Raw genomic sequence first — 18,409 nt, 5'->3', positions numbered from 1 at the left:
CATGGGCAAACGGCTGAGGGACGATTGTTTTGCCCTGCCGCCGGGGATCCGCTGGACGCCGGTGGACGAGGCGCTGGCGCGGCTGAGGACCGGGCTCGACTGTGTGGCCGGGACCGAGGAGGTGCCGCTCGGGACCGCCGCGGGGCGCATCCTCGCGGCCCCCGTGATCGCGCGGCGCGCCAACCCGCCGGCGGCGAATGCGGCGGTCGATGGATATGCCTTCGCCTTCGCGTCGCTGGGCGGCGCCGACGAGGCGCGGTTGCCGCTGATGACCGGGCGCGCGGCCGCGGGCCGCCCGCTGGGCGCCGCCGTGACGCAGGGCCACGCCGTGCGCATCCTCACCGGGGCCGAGATCCCCGAGGGCGCTGACACCGTGGCGCTGCAGGAGGATTGCGAGGTAGCGGGCGGCCATGTCCTGATCGGCGCGCCTCGGAAGCGCGGCGCCAACACCCGCGCGGCGGGCGAGGATGCGGCCGCGGGCGAGGCGGTGCTGGACACGGGCCGCAGGCTCGCCCCGCAGGATCTCGCACGCATCGCATCGGTGGGTGTCGAGCGCGTGCCGGTCCACCGCAGGCTCAGGGTGGCCGTGCTCTCGACCGGCGACGAGGTGATCGAGCCGGGCGCCGACGGCCCCGGCATCTTCGACGCGAACCGCCCGATGCTGCTGGCCTTCCTCGCGGCGCAGGGGTTCGAGGCGATCGACCTCGGCCGCGCTCCCGACCGGGCCGCGGAGGTGCGCGCGGCGCTCGACCGGGGTGCGGCCGGGGCGGACGCGATCCTCACGACCGGCGGCGCCTCGGACGGCGACGAGGACCACGTCTCGAAGATCCTGCGCGCCGAGGGCCGGGTCGAGACCTGGCGCATCGCGGTCAAACCCGGCCGCCCGCTGGCGCTGGGCCTGTGGCGCGGCGTGCCGGTGTTCGGGCTCCCCGGCAACCCGGTCGCGGCCTTCGTCTGCTCGCTCATCTTCGCGCGGCCGGCGCTCATGCTGATGGCCGGTGCGGGCTGGAGCGCGCCCGAGGGCGTCATGCTCCCGGCCGCGTTCGAGAAGCGCAAAAAGCCGGGGCGGCGCGAATACCTTCGCGCACGCCTCGACGCCGGGGGCCGGGTCGAGGTGTTTCGCTCGGAGGGCTCGGGGCTCATCGGCGGGCTCAGCTGGGCCACCGGGCTGTGCGAGTTGCCCGACGGCGCGCTCGATGTCGTGCCGGGTACACCGGTGCGCTTCCTGCCCTTCGCCGCCTTCGGGATATGAGGCCCGCGCTCGCGAGCCGGGCGGGGCTTCTGACCTGCGGCTATTACGCGGCGCTGTTCCTGGCGATCGGGGCGCATCTGCCCTACTGGCCGGTATGGCTGAAGGACTGGGGACTGACCGAGGGCGAGGTCGGCACCTGGCTGGGTGCCGCGCTGGCGGTGCGGCTGGTGGCCAATGCCGCGCTCTCGGCCGTTGCGGACGCCTATGCGGTGCGCCGGCTGATGCTGGGGGTCTGCGGGGCGCTGGCGGCGGCGGTCTTCGCCGCGCACGCGCTGGCCGAGACGCGGCCCGTGCTGTTCGGGCTCACGCTCTTGGTCACGATGACGCTCTCGCCGATGATCCCGTTGGGTGAGGCGCTGGGGTTGAGGGCGGCAATCCGGTATGGCTTTGCCTATCCGCAGGCGCGCGCGGTGGGCTCGATCGCGTTCCTCGCGATGAACCTTGCGCTGGGTGCGGCGATCGCGCGGGTCGGCGCGGACGCCGCGCTCTGGTCGCTGGTCGTCTGCTGCGGGCTCGCGGCCGCGTTCGGGCTGATGCACCCGGGCGGCGGCGCCCCGCCGGGGGGCGGGCTCGACACCGCAGGGCTGCGCGAGGGCTGGCGGCTGACGGCAAGCCCCGCCTTTCTCGCCTTCTTGGTCGCGGCGAGCGCCGCGCAGGCGAGCCACGCGGTGTTCTATACCTACGGGACGCTGGTGTGGCGCGGGCAGGGCATCGGGGCCGAGGTGATCGGCATGCTCTGGGCCACGGGCGTCGCGGTCGAGATCGCGCTGATGCTGGGGCCGGGCGGGCGGATCGTGGCGCGCCTCGGCCCCGCGCGGGCGTTGGCGCTGGGGGCGGCGGCGGGTCTGATGCGCTGGGCCGGCTTCGCGATGGAGCCCACGCTCGCGGTGCTGTGGCCGCTGCAGGCGCTTCATGCCGGCAGCTTCGCGCTCGCTCACCTGGCGGCGATGGCCTTCATCGCCGCCGCCGTGCCGCCCCGGCTCGCCGCCACTGCGCAGGGGGTCTATGTCGGCACGCTGTCGGGGCTTGCGATGGCGGGGGCGACGCTGATGGCCGGGTGGCTGAGCGCGGCGCGCGGCATGGCGGACAGCTACTGGCTCGCGGTGGCGCTCTCGGCGGTGTCGCTCGTGGCGGCGCTGGTCTTGGCGCGGCAATGGCGGGGCGAGCGTCTGACGGCCTGACGCGGCCCGCCGCTCGCCTAGGCTCCGGCTCGAGGCTGGGGCAGCGCATTTCCCGCCGCAGCCCACCACCGCTATCCCGGCCTTGCGCCGAGGCCTCCGGGAAGTCTGTCGATGCTCCGCAAGGCCCCGGGTCGAGCCTGTGACGACGGAGCGCGGCGCGCTCTCGCCCGGCCCGGCGCCGGTCAGACGTAGCGGACGCTCAGGATCTCGTAGCTCTTCGCGCCGCGTGGCGTGTTCACGTCGACCGAGTCGCCTTCCTCCTTGCCGATCAGGGCGCGGGCGAGGGGCGAGCGCAGGTTGAGCCTGCCGGCCTCGAGATCGGCCTCCGACTCGCCCACGATCTGGTAGACGCGCTCCTCCTCGGTGTCCTCGTCCATCAGCGTCACGGTCGCGCCGAAGCGAACGGTGGGACCGGACATCTTCGACGGGTCGATCACCTCGGCGCGGCTGATCAGCCCTTCGAGTTCCTTGATCTGGCCCTCGATGAAGCTCTGCCGCTCGCGGGCCGAGTGATACTCGGCATTCTCCGACAGGTCGCCATGCTCGCGCGCCTCGGCAATGGCCGAGATGATCGCGGGGCGCTCCTCGTCCTTGAGCTGCTTGAGCTTCGCGTTCAGGGCCGTGTAGCCCTGCCTGGTCATCGGGACCTTTTCCATCTCATCCTCTCGGCGTGAGCGTCAGAAAGACACGCAGGACGGCCCTTCCGGACCGTCCTTCGCGCCGCGCCAAAAACAAGACCGCGCCTTTCCGGCGCGGCCCCTTGCACGCCAAACTTAGAATCGCATCGGCGGGGATTGCAAGCGCCCATCCGCCTCGACCTTGCCCGCGGCCGGGCGAGCGGCTACCGCTGTGGCCTGAACGCACTCGGGATGGGGAGGGGGCACGATGAACCTCGATCGGCGGTTTCCGTGCATTGCCGAGATGGAGAAGGCGGCTCGGCGGCGCATCCCCAAGATCGCCTGGGACTATCTCGCGGGCGGCATCGGGCTCGAGGCGGGGCTCGCGCGCAACCGGCGAATGCTCGACGAAGTGGTGCTGACGCCACGTTACCTCGGCGACTGGGAGGGCGCGCCCGATCTGACGACGCGGCTTCTGGGCCGCGACTGGTCCGCGCCCTTCGGCGTGGCGCCGGTGGGGCTGGGCGGCATGATCTGGCCGCGCTCGGCCGAGCACCTGGTGCGAGCGGCGCGGGATGCGAACATTCCCTTCGCGCTCTCCACGGTCGCGAACGCCACGATCGAGGAAATCGGCCGCCTCGCGCCAGGCCACCCCTGGTTCCAGCTCTATGCGATGAAGGACCGCGAGATGAACCGCCACGTGCTGGGGCGGGCCAGGGCCGCGGGCTACGACACGCTGGTCATCACGGTAGACGTGCCAAAGAAGATGCGCCGCGACCGCGACATGAGGAACGGGCTGGGCTGGGCGCCGGGCTGGGACGTCGGGCTCGCGCTCGACATCGCGCGGCGCCCGGCCTGGGCCTGGCAGATGGCGCTGCACGGGATGCCGCGCTTCAACAACCTGACCGACTACCTGCCCAAGGGCCTCGGGGTCGAGGAGATCGGGCGTGAGCTGGGCCGCCTCCGCGACGGGCGGATCACCGCCGCCAAACTCGGGCAGTACCGCGAGGACTGGCAGGGCAAGCTGGTCATCAAGGGCATCCTGAGCCCCGAGGAGGCGGTGATCTGCCGCGATGTGGGCGCGGATGCGGTCGTCGTCTCGAACCATGGCGGACGGCAGATCGACGCGGCGCGCTCGGCCGTCGAGGTGCTGCCCGCGATCCGCTCGGCGGTGGGGCCGGATTTCCCGCTGATCGCGGATGGCGGCGCGCGGAACGGCCTCGACATCATGCGGATGCTCGCCTGCGGCGCGAATTTCGTGCTGCTGGGCCGCGCCTTCTACTTCGCCATGGCGGCGATGGGCGCGCCGGGGGCGGCGCATGCGATCCATGTGCTGAAGGAGGAGCTTGCCATCACCATGGGCCAGCTTGGGGCGCGGCGGCCGGAGGAACTGCCCGGCTTCCTCGGCTGAGGGATCTTGTGCTGTCCGTGGACGGGTGCGGCTGTTATATTCCCTCCGTTGTGCGGGGGTGGAGCATGGGGGAACCAACATGCCCGCTCTCGACGCCTGTTTCGAGGGGACGATCCCGGAGGTCTATGACCGCCTGCTCGTCCCCCTGATCTTCGAGGATTTCGCCGAGCATCTGGCCGAAAGGGCCGCCATTGGCGCCCCCGACTCGGTCCTCGAGACGGCCGCGGGGAGCGGCGCCCTGACGCGGGCGCTCGCACGCGCCCTGCCCGCGGCGACGCGGATCGTCGCGACAGACCTCAACGCGCCGATGCTGGAGCACGCACGGGCCCGCCACGATGGCGGGCGACCGGTCGACTGGCTGCCGGCGGACGCGCTCCAGCTGCCCTTTCCGGCGGCGAGCTTCGACGCGGTGGCCTGCCAGTTCGGCGTGATGTTCTTTCCCGACCGGATCCGGGCCTATGCCGAGGTGCGGCGCGTGCTGCGGCCGGGCGGGCGGTTCCTGTTCTCCGTCTGGGACCGGATCGAGGCGAACGGTTTCGCCCACGCGGTGACCGAGGCGCTGGCCGAGCTCTGGCCCGACGATCCGCCTCGCTTCCTCGCGCGCACGCCGCATGGTCACGGGCACCCGGACCTGATCATGCGCGAACTGGTCGAGGCCGGTTTCCCGCCGGCGCGGATCGAGCCGCTGGCCGGGCGCAGCCGCGCGGCCTCGGCACGCGAGCCCGCGATCGCCTATTGCCAAGGCACCCCGCTCAGGTCCGAGATCGAGGCGCGCGACCCCGCGGGCCTTGCGCGCGCGACCGAGCATGCCGCCCGCGCCATCGCCCGGCGCTGGGGCGATGGCCCGGTCAGCGCCGGGATTCGGGGCTTCGTCGTCGAGGTCGCGGCGCCGGGGTGACCGGCGCGGGTCAGGGCGTAGCGATCCGCGCAGCGTAGCCTTGGAGCGGCGCCACTTCGAGCTCGCCCTCGCTCAGCGTCTCGATGGCACGCGCGGCCGCCACGGCACCGGCTGCCGTGGTGTAGTAGGGGATCTTCATGGTCAGCGCGGTCGCGCGAATGTCGAAGCTGTCCTTGACCGACTGCGCGCCCTCGGTTGTGTTGAACACCAGCGTCACGCCGCCGTTCTTGAGGTGGTCGACGATGTCGGGCCGCCCCTCGTAGACCTTGTTCACCCGCTCGGCCCGTACCCCGCGCTCGGTCAGGAAGGCGCAGGTGCCGGCGGTCGCGAGGATGGTGAAGCCCAGCCGGTCGAGGATGCGGGCGGCGGGCAGGATCGCGTCCTTGTCCTGGTCGCGGACCGAGACGAAGGCCGAGCCCCCCGTGGGCAACGGCGTGCCCGCGCCGAGCTGGCTCTTGAGGAAGGCGCGCGCGAAGCTGCGGTCGAGCCCCATCACCTCGCCGGTCGAGCGCATCTCGGGGCCGAGGATCGTATCGACCCCGGGGAAGCGGGCGAAGGGCAGCACAGCCTCCTTCACCGCGATGTGGGGCGTGTTGGGGTCGATCAACTCGAAGCCCGTCAGCGCCTCGCCCGCCATCACCCGCGCGGCAATGGCCGCGACCGGCGAGCCAGTGGCCTTGGCGACGAAGGGCACGGTGCGCGAGGCGCGGGGGTTCACTTCGAGGACGTAGATCTCGCCATCCTTGATCGCGAACTGCACGTTCATCAGGCCCTTGACGCCCAAACCGAAGGCCATCGCCTCGGTCTGGCGGGTCAGCTCCTCGATCATCGCGCGGCTCAGCGAATGCGGCGGCAACGAGCAGGCGCTGTCGCCCGAATGGACGCCCGCCTCCTCGATATGCTCCATCACGCCCGCGACATGGACGCTCTCGCCGTCGGCCAGCGCATCGACATCGACCTCGACGGCGCCCGAGAGATAGCTGTCGATCAGCACCGGCGAGGTGCCCGAGACGACCACCGCCTCGCGGATGTAGCGCTCGAGCTCGGCGTCCGAGCGCACGATCTCCATCGCCCGCCCGCCCAGCACATAAGATGGGCGGATCACCACCGGGTAGCCGACCTCATGGGCGATGTGGAAGGCTTCGTCGGCGGAATGGGCGATGCCGTTGACCGGCTGGCGCAGGTCGAGCTTACGCAGGAGCTTCTGGAATCGCTCGCGGTCCTCGGCGAGGTCGATGGCGTCGGGCGTGGTGCCGAGGATGGGGATCCCGGCATGTTCGAGCCCGCGCGCGAGCTTCAAGGGCGTCTGGCCGCCGAATTGCACGATCACTCCGTGGAGCGTGCCGGCCTCCTGCTCGACGCGCAGGATCTCCAGCACGTGCTCGAGCGTGAGGGGCTCGAAATACAGCCGGTCCGAGGTGTCGTAGTCGGTCGACACGGTCTCGGGGTTGCAGTTGATCATCACCGTCTCGTAGCCCGCCTCGGTCAGCGCGAAGCAGGCGTGGCAGCAGCAGTAGTCGAACTCGATGCCCTGGCCGATGCGGTTGGGGCCACCGCCGAGGATGACGACCTTCTTGCGGTCGGTCGGGCGCGCCTCGCACTCGACCGCGCCCGCGACATCCGCCTCGTAGGTTGAATACATGTAGGGCGTCTGCGCCTCGAACTCGGCGGCGCAGGTGTCGATGCGCTTGAAGACCGCGTTCACGCCCAGCGCGTGGCGGATGCGGCGCACGCCGTCCTCGTTGAGATTGGTCAGCGTGCCGAGGCGGGCGTCGGTGAAGCCCAGCATCTTGAGCCGCCTCAAGCCCGCCGCGTCCTCGGGCAGACCCTCGCGGATCAGCCGCGCCTCCTCGGTCACGATCTCGTCGATGCGCTCGAGGAACCAGCGGTCGAACTTCGTCGCCACCTCGATCTCGTCGAGCGTGAGCTCTTCGCGCATCGCCTGGGCGATGATGCGGATGCGATCGGGGGTCTGGCGGCCAAGGGCGGCGAGGACCGCGCGCTTGCGTTCCTCGGCCGTCTGGTCGGGGGTGACGCCGTCGATCGCGATCTCGTCGAAGCCGGTCAGGCCGGTCTCGAGCGAGGCGAGCGCCTTCTGCATCGCCTCGTGGAAGCTGCGGCCGATTGCCATCGCCTCGCCCACCGACTTCATGGCGGTGGTCAGTTCCGGCTTCGAGCCGGGGAACTTCTCGAAGGCGAAGCGCGGGATCTTGACCACGACGTAGTCGATCGTCGGTTCGAAGGACGCGGGTGTGACCCCGGTGATGTCGTTGGTCAGCTCGTCCAGCGTGTAGCCTACCGCCAGCTTGGCCGCGACCTTGGCGATGGGGAACCCGGTGGCCTTCGACGCCAGCGCCGAGGAGCGCGAGACGCGCGGGTTCATCTCGATCACGACCATCCGCCCGGTCTCCGGGTGGATCGCCCACTGCACGTTCGAGCCGCCGGTCTCGACCCCGATCTCGCGCAGCACCGCGATCGAGGCGGTGCGCATCCGCTGATATTCCTTGTCGGTCAGCGTCAGCGCGGGCGCCACCGTGATCGAATCGCCGGTGTGCACGCCCATCGGGTCGATGTTCTCGATCGAGCAGACGATGATGGCGTTGTCCGCGCGGTCGCGGACCACCTCCATCTCGAATTCCTTCCAGCCGAGCAGGCTTTCATCGACAAGAATCTGACCGACCGGCGATGCCTCCAACCCGGTGCGGCAGATCTTCTCGTAGTCCTCGCGGTTGTAGGCGACGCCGCCGCCGGTGCCGCCCAGCGTGAAGGCGGGGCGGATGATCGCGGGCAGGCCGACCTCGTCGAGCGCGGCGACCGCAAGGCGCACGCCCTCGGCAATGTCGCGCTTGCCGTTCGCCATCTTCGGCGCGGTCACGATGGTGGCACGCGGGTTTTCCAGCCCGATGCGGTCCATCGCCTCGCGGAACAGCTTGCGGTCCTCGGCCATCTCGATGGCCTCGCGGTTGGCGCCGATCAGCTCGACGCCGAATTTCTCCAGCACGCCCATGTCCGCGAGCGCCATGGCGGTGTTGAGCCCGGTCTGCCCGCCCATGGTGGGCAGGATGGCGTCGGGGCGCTCCTTCTCGATGATCCGGGCCACCACCTCGGGCGTGATCGGCTCGATGTAGGTCGCGTCCGCGAGCCCCGGGTCGGTCATGATGGTGGCGGGGTTCGAGTTGACGAGGATGACCCGGTAGCCTTCCTCGCGCAGCGCCTTGCAGGCCTGGGCGCCCGAGTAGTCGAATTCGCAGGCCTGTCCGATCACGATGGGGCCCGCACCGATGATCATGATCGAATGGATGTCGGTGCGTCTGGGCATGTCTCACTCCGGCGCGAGCGAACCGCGCCGGGCATGGCGTCCCGGCCCGGTCGGGCGGTCTGGCGGCAAACTGGCGAGCGTTATACCGATCCCGCGCGCGGGGGCAAGGAAGGGATTGGGCGGCGAGGCGCGGTGATCGGGCGCGGGCGCGGGTGTGTGGCGGCGCGCATGGCGGGAAACTGCCGCGGGCTCGGCGACCGGCACGTCGCGCGGGCGTCGCCGAAATGCGCGAGGGCGCGCGGCGGGCGCCGGGCGGGAATGGCCGCCGCGCGCGGAGGCGCGGCGGCCGGGTTCTTGTGTCAGGCCATCGCGTGGTCGCGCGCCGGGCGGTGGCGGCGACGCTTGGCGGCCGCGGCGGCGCCGGGCTTCTGCGGGGCGCCATGGCGCGGGCCGTTGCCATGCCCGTGGCTTGCATGCTCGGGCTGGCGGCGCTGGCCGTTCGGCTTGCCGGTCGCAGCACCCGCCGCGCGGGGCTGTCCGTTCGGGCGGCCGCGGCGCGATGCGGGGCGGCTGCCGCGCTGCTCGGGCGGGACCTCGCCGCTGGCGACCGCGACCGGCACGCCGGTCAGCTTTTCGACCGCGCGCAGAAGGCCGACGTCCTCGGCGGTGCAGAAGGCGACCGCGTCGCCGCCTGCGCCCGCCCGCGCGGTGCGACCGATGCGGTGGACGTAGGATTCCGGCACCTCGGGCAGGTCGAAGTTGTAGACGTGGCTGACGCCGGGGATGTCGATCCCGCGCGCGGCCACGTCGGTGGCGACCAGCACCCGGATCTCGCCCTTGCGGAAGGCCGCGATGGCGCGCTCGCGCTGTCCCTGGCTCTTGTTGCCGTGAATCGAGCCCGCGTTGATCCCCGCGGCGCAAAGCTGCTTCATCAGCCGCTCGGCGCCGTGCTTGGTGCGCGAGAACACGAGGCTCAGCGCGTCGCGGTCCTCGGCCAGCAGGCGCTTCAGCAGGTCGGGCTTGGCCGACTGCTCGACGAAGTGCACCGACTGGCGCACGAGATCGGCGGCCTTGCCCGGGGGCGAGACCTCGACGCGGACGGGGTCGTTCAGGTAGGCGCGCGACAGCTCCTCCATCTGTTTCGGCATGGTGGCCGAGAACAGCAGCGTCTGGCGCGGGCTGCCCACCAGCGTCGCGATCTTCCTGAGCGCGTGGATGAAGCCGAGGTCGAGCATCTGGTCGGCCTCGTCCAGCACGAGGAAGCGGGCGGTGTCGAGCCGCACGGCGCGGCGCTCGACGAGGTCCAGGAGCCGCCCCGGCGTCGCCACCAGTACGTCGGTGCCGCGCGACAGCGCGCGGACCTGGTTGTTGATCGAGGCGCCGCCAACGACCGTGGCCACGCGCAGGTCGGTGCGCTTTACATAGGCGCGCAGGTTGTCGGCGATCTGGTTCACCAGCTCGCGCGTGGGCGCGAGGACCAGGGCGCGCACGGCCCGCGCCTCGGGCAGGTGCTTCTCGGCCATCAGGTGCTGCACCAGCGGCAGCCCGAAGGCCGCGGTCTTGCCGGTGCCGGTCTGGGCAAGGCCCATCAGGTCGCGGCCGGCCAGCACATGCGGGATCGCGTCGCGCTGGATCGGCGTCGGCGCCTCGAAGCCGAGAGCGGCGACCGAGCGCAGGAGGGTGTTGGAAAGCCCGAGGGCTTCGAAAGTCGTCAAGATGTATGCCTCTTTCATAAGGCGGGCACGCTTGCGGCCCGCCGCCCGCCACGGGGCGGGATGCGAAGAACGGGGGCCCATGCGCCCGGCACCATGCCGGGCGGGACCCGTGAAGCTGGTTCCGATCGCGCTCGCGCCCCCGGGGCGGATTCCCCGCCGGGCGGTCGGATCGTGAGAACCCAGCGTGAAATGGGAACCCGGTCGGTGATCGGCCCTGCGCCGCTGTCGCGGCGGGGCGCCTGCATCGTGTCCTGCACCGGGTTGCCGCGCCGGAGGGCGCGAGAGGGTGGGTGCGGGCCGTTCACGCGACGGCCGAGCAACGTGCCCGCCTCACATCGGGCGCGGGCGGGGGAAAGTCAAGGACTTGTTGCGCTGCGGCATGGACGGCAGCTTGCGAGGACCGGGCGCGCGCCGCCGACTGTCGCGGGGCGGATTCGAAACTGTCTCAAAGTGGTTATTCCTATTCTTTACGAATCGGCGCAATCTTTTCACGGGGAGCTGTTGGAGTTGCGTGATGGAACACGTTTTGCCCAGCGATGTGCGCTCCGCCCTCGGGCGCGAGCAGGCTCCCGGCCGGCGCCGCTCTCCCGGCCTTTTCGCGATCTCGGCGGCGATCACGGGCGCGCAGCGGCACCCGGTGGTCGAACTGACCGAGACCCGCATGGTCATCCGCGCCGAGAACATGCCGCACCTGCGCGGCTTCGTGGACATCGTGAAGGGCGAGGAGCGCATCGGGCGCCACCTCGTCGTGCTGTCCTGGGCGCGCGACGGACTGGCGGGCTACGACTTCAAGCGCCACGGCCGCGCGGGCGCGGCGCCGGCGGATTACGAGCGCCCCGCCCATGCCGCGTTGCTCGGTGGGCCGGGCGACGGGCGCTGAGGCGGGGCCACCTGCCCGCCGCCGCAGACGGCATAACCTGCTGACATGAATGGTCTGCGCCGTCAGAGCCCGGCGCTCGCCTCCATCGCGAGCCGCCCGTCGGAGGCACGGACCCAGAGCTGCAGCCCCTCGGCCCCTTCCCGCGCGCAGGCGGCGAAGGGCTCGTCGGCAAAGACCGGCGCCACGGCACGGAAGGCGAAGCGGCCGATCGGCCGCGCGCGCGCCATCTCGCCCGCGAGCTCGAGCAGCAGCGTCGCCAGCAGCGGCCCGTGGACGACGAGACCGGGATAGCCCTCGGTTTCCGTTGCGTGGCGCAGGTCGTAGTGGATGCGGTGACCGTTGAAGGTGAGCGCCGAGTAGCGGAACAGTTCGACCGGCCCCAGCGACCAGTCGCGCCGGGCGGTCTCGTCGGTTGCGGCCTGCCGGGGCGCGGGCCACGGCGTGCCGGGGGCGGGGTCGAATCGGTAGACGATGTCCTGCTCCTCGACGACCGCGAGGCCCGCGGCGCCGGAAATCTCGTGGCGCACGGTCACGAAGGTCATCTCGCCCGCCCGCCCGGTCTTTTCCGCCACATCCGCGATGGTCGAGTGCCGCGTCGCGGGCGCGTCAAGCGGCAGCGGCCCGGGGAACTCGACGCGCCCGCCCGCCCACATCCGCCGCGGCTGACGCACCGCCGGCATGAAGCCGCCCGTGGCGGGGTGGCCATCCGGGCCCAGATCGGCCCGCGGCCGCGCTTCGAGGAAATGCATCCAGTGCCAGAAGGGCGGAAGCGCGTCGCCCGGTCCAAAGGGCGCGCGCGCGAGGCCCAGCGTGGCTACCAGCGCGTTCGCGGCCCAGGGATGCATCGGGTCGGTCTCGGTCCGGCTGCGGCCGATCCAGTCGGCGGGGTTTGGCGTGGTCATCGCGGGCTCCTTCGGCTTGCGCCCCGGCATAGCGGCAAACCGGCCCGCCGATCCAGCCTTGCCGCACGCGGATGGTTGACGCGGCCCCGCGGCCCGCGCAGGACTGGGCCGCGGCAACAGGGGAGGGACCGGCCATGGCGCGCAATCTGGATACCGACAGCGCGGGGCCGCGGACGCTCGCGATCCATGCGGGCGAGCGGCCCGACCCTGCGACGGGGGCGTCGAGCCCCAACATCGTCATGTCCTCGACCTTCGTGACGGAACGGCCCGAGGGCTTCTCGGCCCGCGAGCTGACCGAGGACAGCCCCTTCGTCTACACCCGCTGGGCCAACCCGACGGTGCGCGGGCTCGAGGAGAAGGTGGCGGCGCTCGAGGGGGCGGAATCGGCCGCGGCCTTCGCCTCGGGGATGGCGGCGGCGCATGCGATCCTGCTGGCGGAGCTGTCCTCGGGCGACCGGCTGGTGCTGTCGGACGTGAGCTACGCCGGCATCGCGGAGCTTGCGCGCGACACGCTGCCCCGGATGGGCGTCGAGGTGGTGACCGTGAACATGTCCGACCTCGCGGCGGTCGAGGCCGCGGTGACCAAGGGGACGCGGCTCGTCTTCATCGACACGCCCTGCAATCCTCTGATGCGGCTCACCGACATCGCGGCGGTGGCCCGCATCGCCCATGCCGCGGGCGCGCGGCTTGCGATCGATTCGACCTTCGCCTCGCCAGTCGCCACCCGGCCGCTGGAGTTCGGGGCCGACTATGTCATGCACTCGGCCACCAAGTATCTGGGCGGGCATGGCGACGCGGTGGGCGGCGTGGTCTGCGGCCGCGCCGAGTTGATCCGCCCGCTGGTGAGCGAGGCGATCGTCCATTTCGGCGGTGTCATGAGCCCCTTCAACGCCTGGCTGATCGCCCGCGGCGCCGCCACCCTGCCGATCCGGATGCGCGCGCACGAGGAGACCGCAATGGCGGTGGCGAAGTGGCTGGAAGCCGACCCCCGCATCGCCCGGGTGGTCTATCCGGGCCTGCCCAGCCACCCGCAGCACGACCTCGCCCGGCGGCAGATGCGCAACTTCTCGGGCATGATGACCTTCCGCGTGCGGGGCGGCGAGGCCGAGGGGGCCGAGGCGGCGGCGCGGATGGCGGCGCGGCTCAAGGTCATCCACCACGCGGTGTCGCTGGGTCATCACCGGACGCTGGTGTGCTGGATGCCGACGGCGAGCCTGCTGGAAACCTCGTTCCGCCTCACGGGCGCCGGGGCCGACGCCTATCGCGACTGGGCGGGCGAGGGGGTGTTCCGCCTCTCGATCGGGCTCGAGGACGCAGCCGATCTGATCCGCGACCTCGACGCGGTGCTGTAGGCGTCAGGCGCGCAGCAGCGCCCAGATCAGGTTGAGGGGCGAGAAGAACCCTGTCCCCACCGTCAGCCCGAAGGTCACGAGCGTGACGGCGGCCATCGCCATCACGCCCGGCTTCGGCAGGCCGCCGAGCGCCGCGCGGCGCGTGAGCACAAGGTTGACGCAGAGGATCGCCGCCGCCGCCACGACCGACAGCAGTACCGCCCCGAACATCGCGCCGCCGCCATGCAGCGCGCCCATGCCGAGCCAGACCAGCCGCCCGATCAGCGGCGCGCCCAGCAGGTTGAACAGGGCGAAGGCGGTGACGGGTCTCACGGGGGCGCGGCTCACTCGATCCCGAAGACGACCGAGACCATGGCCGACAGCGTTTCCTCGCCGCCCGCGATGGGCACCGCCGCGGCGTCGGCCATCGCCATGCGCATCTCGAACTTCGGCATCGGCACCACCGCGCCGCCCTCGGCGAGCGAGATGACCGGCCCCAGCTTCACGCCGATCGCGCTTGCGTAGATCTCGGCCTTGCGCCGCGCGTCCTCGGCCGCCGCCTTGCGCGCCGCGTCGAGCCGGGCCTCGCGGTCCGAGACGTCGAACCAGATGCCGCCGATGTCGGTGGCGCCAGCCGATGTGGCGCGGTCGAGAAGTCCGCCCAGCGCCGCGAAGTCGCGGGCCGTCACCTGCACCGTGTTGCTGGCGCTGTAGCCGCGGATCTTCGGCCGCTCGTCGCCCGCCTGCGGATGCGACCACAGCGGCGACAGCGAGACGTTCGTCGTGCGGATGTCGCGCTCGGCGATGCCCGCGTCCCTCAGCGCCTTGAACACCGCCGCCATCGCCTTCGAGTTGCGGTCGAGCGCCTGCCCCGCCGTGTTGCCCTCGGTGGTGACGCCCAGGCTCACGCGCGCCATGTCGGGCGGTGCCGTCACCTCGCCGCGACCGGTGACCGATAGGGTGCGGGGCAGCTTGTCCTCGTCCGCGAGGGCAGGGGCCGCCACGAGCAGGGCGACGACGACCATCAGGCGCAGCATGGGGCGATCCTCTCTGTGGCGTCCGGGCGGATGGCCGGGACGGGTTAGTCGCGATCTTACGCGCAAGGGGCGCGCACTCCAGCGGGGCGCGCGAAAAAAATCGCGGCGTGCGGCGTGCGGGGCGCCAGAATGCGACGGCGGGTGGCGCATTCGGACGGGATGCCGTGTGAAAATCTGGCGCAGGATTTCACGCAAGGCCGTGCCGCATTGGGCGTGCGGCCCCGGGCGGCAGGGGCGCGATGGCGCAGCATCAGGCGGCACGGCTGGACGAGAGCGCGCGGGCGGGCGGCGTCGGCGCCGACCTGCGGGCGCTTCGGCGCGCGCGCGGGCTGACGCTGTCGGCGCTCGCGCTCAGGGTCGGCCGCTCGGTCGGCTGGCTGTCCGAGGTCGAGCGCGGGTTGACCGATCCCGCCATCGCGGATCTCAGACGCATCGCCTCGGCGCTCGACCAGCCGCTCTCGCTGTTCTTCGGCGGCGCGCCGGGCCCCGAGCACGAGCGCGGCCACATCGTGCGCGCCGGTGCGCGCCGGGTGCTGGGCTCGGCCGGGCAGGGGCTGCGGGAGGAGCTGCTCTCGCCCGACCTTTCCGGCAGCTTCGAGATCGTCCGCTCGGTCTTCGAGCCCGGCGCGGAGCTGGCCGACGAGGCGCGGCGCCCGACCGAGGAGGCGGGCTATCTCGTGTCGGGCCGGCTCGACCTCTGGCTCGGCGGGCGCTGGATCGGGCTCGGCCCCGGCGACAGCTTCCGCATTCGGGGCGAGCCCTTCCGCTGGCGCAACCCGGGCGGCGAGCCCGCCGTCGCGATCTGGGTGATCGCGCCGCCGGTCTATTGAGGAGGCCATGGTGCCGGAATTCGAGCTTTTGACCATCCTGACCTTCATGGCGGCCTCGCTGACGCTGAATCTGACGCCCGGGGCCGACGTGATGTTCATCACCGCCTCGGGCGCGCAGGGCGGCCCGCGCGCGGGGCTGGCGGCGGGCTTGGGCGTCAGCATCGGCAGCCTGTGGCATGTAGGCCTGGCGGCGGCCGGCGTCGCGGCGCTGATCGCGGCCGAGCCGGTGTTGTTCGACGTGCTGCGCTGGGCGGGGGCCGCGTATCTCATGTGGCTTGCGGTGCAGGCCTGGCGGGCAGGGCCGCCCGAGGAAGGGCGGGGGTCGGCCGATGTCTGGCGCGCCTTGCGCCGCGGGGCGCTGACGAACATGCTGAACCCCAAGGTCGCGATCTTCGTGCTGGCGTTCCTGCCGCAGTTCGTGCGGCCCGAGGCGGGGCCGGTCTGGGCGCAGATCGCGGCGCTGGGGGCGCTGTTCGCGGTCGGCTCGGTGCCGGTCAATTGCGGCTACGGCCTGATGGCGGGGCATTTCGCGGCCCGCCTGCGCCGCGCCGGGCGGGTGATGAACCGGCTTTCGGCGATCGTCTTCGGCGGGCTCGCGGCCCGGCTTGCAATCAACTGAGGGAGGGCGTCATGGCCGATCTGCCGCAGCACGCGCGCGTCGTGATCATCGGAGGGGGGGCGGTCGGCGCCTCGGCGCTCTATCACCTTGCGCTGGCGGGCTGGACCGACTGCGTGCTGCTCGAGAAGAACGAGCTGACCTCGGGCTCGACCTGGCACGCGGCGGGGAACGTGCCGACCTTCTCGTCGTCATGGTCGATCATGAACATGCAGCGCTACTCGGCCGAGCTGTATCGCGATCTGGCCGAGCGCGTGGACTACCCGATGAACTACCACGTCACCGGCTCGATCCGCCTCGCCCACACGCGCGAGCGGATGCAGGAGTTCGAGCGCGTCAAGGGCATGGGCCGCTACCAGGGCATGGAGCTCGAGGTCTGCGGGCCTTCGGAGCTGCGCGAGCGCTACCCCTTCCTCGAGCTCCACGACCTCAAGGGCGGCCTCTGGGACCCCTATGACGGCGACATCGACCCCGCGCAGCTGACGCAGGCGCTGGCCAAGGGGGCGCGCGATCTCGGCGCCCGCGTGATCCGCTTCTGCCCGGTCACGGCGGCGCGGCGCGAGGGGGGCGAGTGGGTGCTGACCACGCCGCAAGGCGAAATCCGATGCGAGTACGTGGTCAACGCCGCCGGCTACCGCGCGCAGGAGGTGGGCGCTATGTTCGGCCGCACCGTGCCGATGGCGACCATGAGCCACCAGTACATCCTGTTCGAGGAGGTGGAGGAAGTTGCAGCCCTCGCCGCCGAACGCGGCCGCAAACTTCCGCTGCTGCGCGACGTGGATGTCAGCTATTACCTGAGGCAGGAGAAGAACGGCTTCAACCTCGGCCCCTACGAGCGCGAATGCCGCGCCCATTGGGCGACGCCCGACGACCCGATGCCCGAGGACTTCTCCTTCCAGCTCTGGCCCGACGACCTGGAACGGCTCGAGCCCTATCTCGAGGATGCGCTGGCGCGCGTCCCCGTCATGGGCAAGGCGGGACTGTCGAAGGTCATAAACGGGCCGATCCCCTATACCCCCGACGGCAACCCGCTGATCGGCCCTATGCCGGGCGTGCCGAACGCCTTCGAGGCCTGCGTCTTCACCTTCGGCATCTGCCAGGCGGGCGGCGCGGGCAAGGTGCTGGCCGAGTGGGTGACGCAAGGCGGCACCGAGTGGGACATGTGGTCCTGCGACCCCCGCCGCTTCGGGCCGTGGATCGACCACCAGTATTGCGTGGACAAGGCGCGCGAAGTCTATGGCCACGAATACGCCATCCACTTCCCGCACCACGCGTGGCCCGCCGCGCGCGACCGGCGCCTGTCGCCGATCCACGACCGGATCAGGCGGCTCGGCGGCCAGATGGGTGCCTTCAACGGCTGGGAGCGGGCCTTGTGGTTCGCGCAGCCGGGCGACGACACGTCCGAGGAAGCGACCCAGACCTGGGACCGCGCGGGCCCGTGGGAGCCCCGTGTGCGCGAGGAATGCGAGGCGGTGCGCGACGCTGCCGGGATCCTCGATCTGCCCGGCTTCTCGCGCTTCAACCTCGAAGGCGCGGGGGCGGCAGAATGGCTTGCGTCGCGCATCACCGGCGTCGTGCCGCGGGTGGGGCGGATCGGCCTCGTCTATTTCGCCGACGAGCGCGGGCGGATCGTGACCGAGATGTCGGTCGTGCGCCACCGCGAGGACCTGATGACGCTGATCACGGCCGCCGCAGCCGAGGGGCACGACTTCGACATCCTCGCCCGCGGGCTGGAGGGCGTCGAGGGGATCACGCTCACGAACCGGACCGAGGAATACTCGACCCAGATCCTCAGCGGGCCGGCCTCGCGCGCCATCCTTGCGGCGGTCTGCAAGGCCGACCTCTCGCAGCCCTGGCTCACCCACCAGGCGACCGAGATCGCCGGGCGCTGGGCGCGGCTGATCCGCGTCTCGTTCGCGGGGGAACTGGGGTGGGAGATCCACACGAAGGTCGCCGACACGGCGGAGGTGTTCGATGCGGTCTGGGAGGCCGGGCAGTCCCATGGCCTGCGCCCCTTCGGCATGTTCGCCCTGAACTCCTTGCGCATCGAGAAGGGCTATCGGGCGTGGAAGGGCGACCTTTCGACCGACTACACCATGCTGCAGGGCGGGCTCGACCGCTTCGTGAAGTTCGACAAGCCGCACGACTTCCCGGGCAAGGCGGCGCTGATGGCCGAACAGCAGCGCGGCGTCACCAAGCGGTTCGTGGCGCTCATCGTCGAGGCGGGCGCCTCGGATGCCCCCTACATGTCCACGCTGTGGCATGAGGGCCAGGTGGTGGGCGAGACCACCTCGGGCGCCTGGGGCTACCGGGTGGGGGCATCGGTCGCGCTGGGCATGCTGCGCGCGGATTTGGCAGTGCCGGGCACGAGGGTCGAGGTCGAGATCTTCGGTCAGCGCCGTCCAGCGATGGTCCAGCCGGACGCGCCGCTGTGGGACCCGGCGAATGCAAGGCTGAAGGCCTGAACCGCACCGGAGACG

At 71.7% G+C, this 18,409-nt stretch carries 15 protein-coding genes; 9 read left to right on the top strand and 6 right to left on the bottom strand.

Translation table 11 applies throughout. The annotated features are described in order from the left end of the window. Position 1: 1 nt before the first annotated feature. Positions 2-1,252 carry a molybdopterin-binding protein gene (locus M1105_RS14435; RefSeq protein ID WP_249581084.1) on the top strand — a complete coding sequence of 417 codons (1,251 nt, stop codon included), beginning with the start codon at positions 2-4 and terminating at the stop codon, positions 1,250-1,252. Beyond that, a complete protein-coding gene (locus M1105_RS14430; RefSeq protein ID WP_249581083.1) occupies positions 1,249-2,433 on the top strand; it encodes an MFS transporter in 1,185 nt (394 codons plus the stop codon). Before M1105_RS14435 ends, M1105_RS14430 begins: the two co-directional genes overlap by 4 nt. Before the next feature lie 182 nt (positions 2,434-2,615). Here M1105_RS14430 and greA read toward each other — a convergent pair whose 3' ends face one another. Then, entirely contained in the window at positions 2,616-3,089 is a 474-nt protein-coding gene (gene greA / locus M1105_RS14425) for a transcription elongation factor GreA (protein WP_249581082.1), read from the bottom strand. A gap of 229 nt (positions 3,090-3,318) precedes the next feature. Here greA and M1105_RS14420 point away from each other — a divergent pair, with 229 nt between their 5' ends. Both M1105_RS14420 and M1105_RS14415 read left to right on the top strand, forming a co-directional pair. Then, positions 3,319-4,461, top strand: a complete 1,143-nt coding sequence (locus M1105_RS14420; protein ID WP_249581081.1) for an alpha-hydroxy acid oxidase — start codon at positions 3,319-3,321, stop codon at positions 4,459-4,461. A gap of 79 nt (positions 4,462-4,540) precedes the next feature. Beyond that, the gene (locus tag M1105_RS14415; protein ID WP_249581080.1) at positions 4,541-5,359 is read left to right on the top strand and encodes a class I SAM-dependent methyltransferase; all 819 of its coding nucleotides are present in this window, start codon (positions 4,541-4,543) and stop codon (positions 5,357-5,359) included. 10 nt (positions 5,360-5,369) lie between these two features. Here M1105_RS14415 and carB read toward each other — a convergent pair whose 3' ends face one another. Both carB and M1105_RS14405 read right to left on the bottom strand, forming a co-directional pair. Further along, a complete protein-coding gene (gene carB / locus M1105_RS14410) occupies positions 5,370-8,678 on the bottom strand; it encodes a carbamoyl-phosphate synthase large subunit (RefSeq protein ID WP_249581079.1) in 3,309 nt (1,102 codons plus the stop codon). Positions 8,679-8,977: 299 nt separating this feature from the next. Further along, positions 8,978-10,333 (bottom strand): DEAD/DEAH box helicase, encoded by a 1,356-nt coding sequence (locus M1105_RS14405; RefSeq protein WP_249581078.1) that lies wholly within the window; start codon positions 10,331-10,333, stop codon positions 8,978-8,980. 514 nt (positions 10,334-10,847) lie between these two features. Between M1105_RS14405 and M1105_RS14400 the strand changes: the two genes are divergently transcribed. Further along, the gene (locus M1105_RS14400; RefSeq protein WP_249581077.1) at positions 10,848-11,213 is read left to right on the top strand and encodes a hypothetical protein; all 366 of its coding nucleotides are present in this window, start codon (positions 10,848-10,850) and stop codon (positions 11,211-11,213) included. Positions 11,214-11,275: 62 nt separating this feature from the next. Here the strand turns inward: M1105_RS14400 and M1105_RS14395 are convergent, their stop codons facing one another. After that, entirely contained in the window at positions 11,276-12,115 is an 840-nt protein-coding gene (locus tag M1105_RS14395) for an FAS1-like dehydratase domain-containing protein (RefSeq protein ID WP_249581076.1), read from the bottom strand. Between the two features lie 134 nt (positions 12,116-12,249). Between M1105_RS14395 and M1105_RS14390 the strand changes: the two genes are divergently transcribed. After that, a complete protein-coding gene (locus tag M1105_RS14390) occupies positions 12,250-13,467 on the top strand; it encodes a trans-sulfuration enzyme family protein (RefSeq protein WP_249581075.1) in 1,218 nt (405 codons plus the stop codon). A 3-nt stretch (positions 13,468-13,470) separates the two neighbouring features. On the opposite strand, the gene M1105_RS14385 is transcribed toward M1105_RS14390, so the two are convergent. Further along, on the bottom strand, positions 13,471-13,779 hold the full coding sequence (locus M1105_RS14385) for a hypothetical protein (RefSeq protein WP_249581074.1): 309 nt from the start codon (positions 13,777-13,779) through the stop codon (positions 13,471-13,473). An 11-nt stretch (positions 13,780-13,790) separates the two neighbouring features. Beyond that, entirely contained in the window at positions 13,791-14,483 is a 693-nt protein-coding gene (locus tag M1105_RS14380; protein ID WP_249581073.1) for an SIMPL domain-containing protein, read from the bottom strand. Between the two features lie 239 nt (positions 14,484-14,722). Here M1105_RS14380 and M1105_RS14375 point away from each other — a divergent pair, with 239 nt between their 5' ends. The 3 genes from M1105_RS14375 to M1105_RS14365 are packed head-to-tail and all read left to right on the top strand — an operon-like array spanning position 14,723 to position 18,394. After that, positions 14,723-15,313, top strand: coding sequence for a helix-turn-helix domain-containing protein (locus tag M1105_RS14375; protein ID WP_249581072.1), 591 nt, complete (start codon positions 14,723-14,725; stop codon positions 15,311-15,313). A gap of 7 nt (positions 15,314-15,320) precedes the next feature. Continuing rightward, a complete protein-coding gene (locus M1105_RS14370; RefSeq protein WP_249581071.1) occupies positions 15,321-15,932 on the top strand; it encodes a LysE family translocator in 612 nt (203 codons plus the stop codon). Positions 15,933-15,943: 11 nt separating this feature from the next. Continuing rightward, positions 15,944-18,394 (top strand): GcvT family protein, encoded by a 2,451-nt coding sequence (locus M1105_RS14365; protein WP_249581070.1) that lies wholly within the window; start codon positions 15,944-15,946, stop codon positions 18,392-18,394. The last annotated feature ends 15 nt before the right edge of the window (positions 18,395-18,409 follow it).

The organism is Thermohalobaculum sediminis, from assembly GCF_023487995.1.
Lineage (GTDB): Bacteria > Pseudomonadota > Alphaproteobacteria > Rhodobacterales > Rhodobacteraceae > Thermohalobaculum > Thermohalobaculum sediminis.
This window is presented reverse-complemented; position numbering and strand designations above follow the sequence as displayed.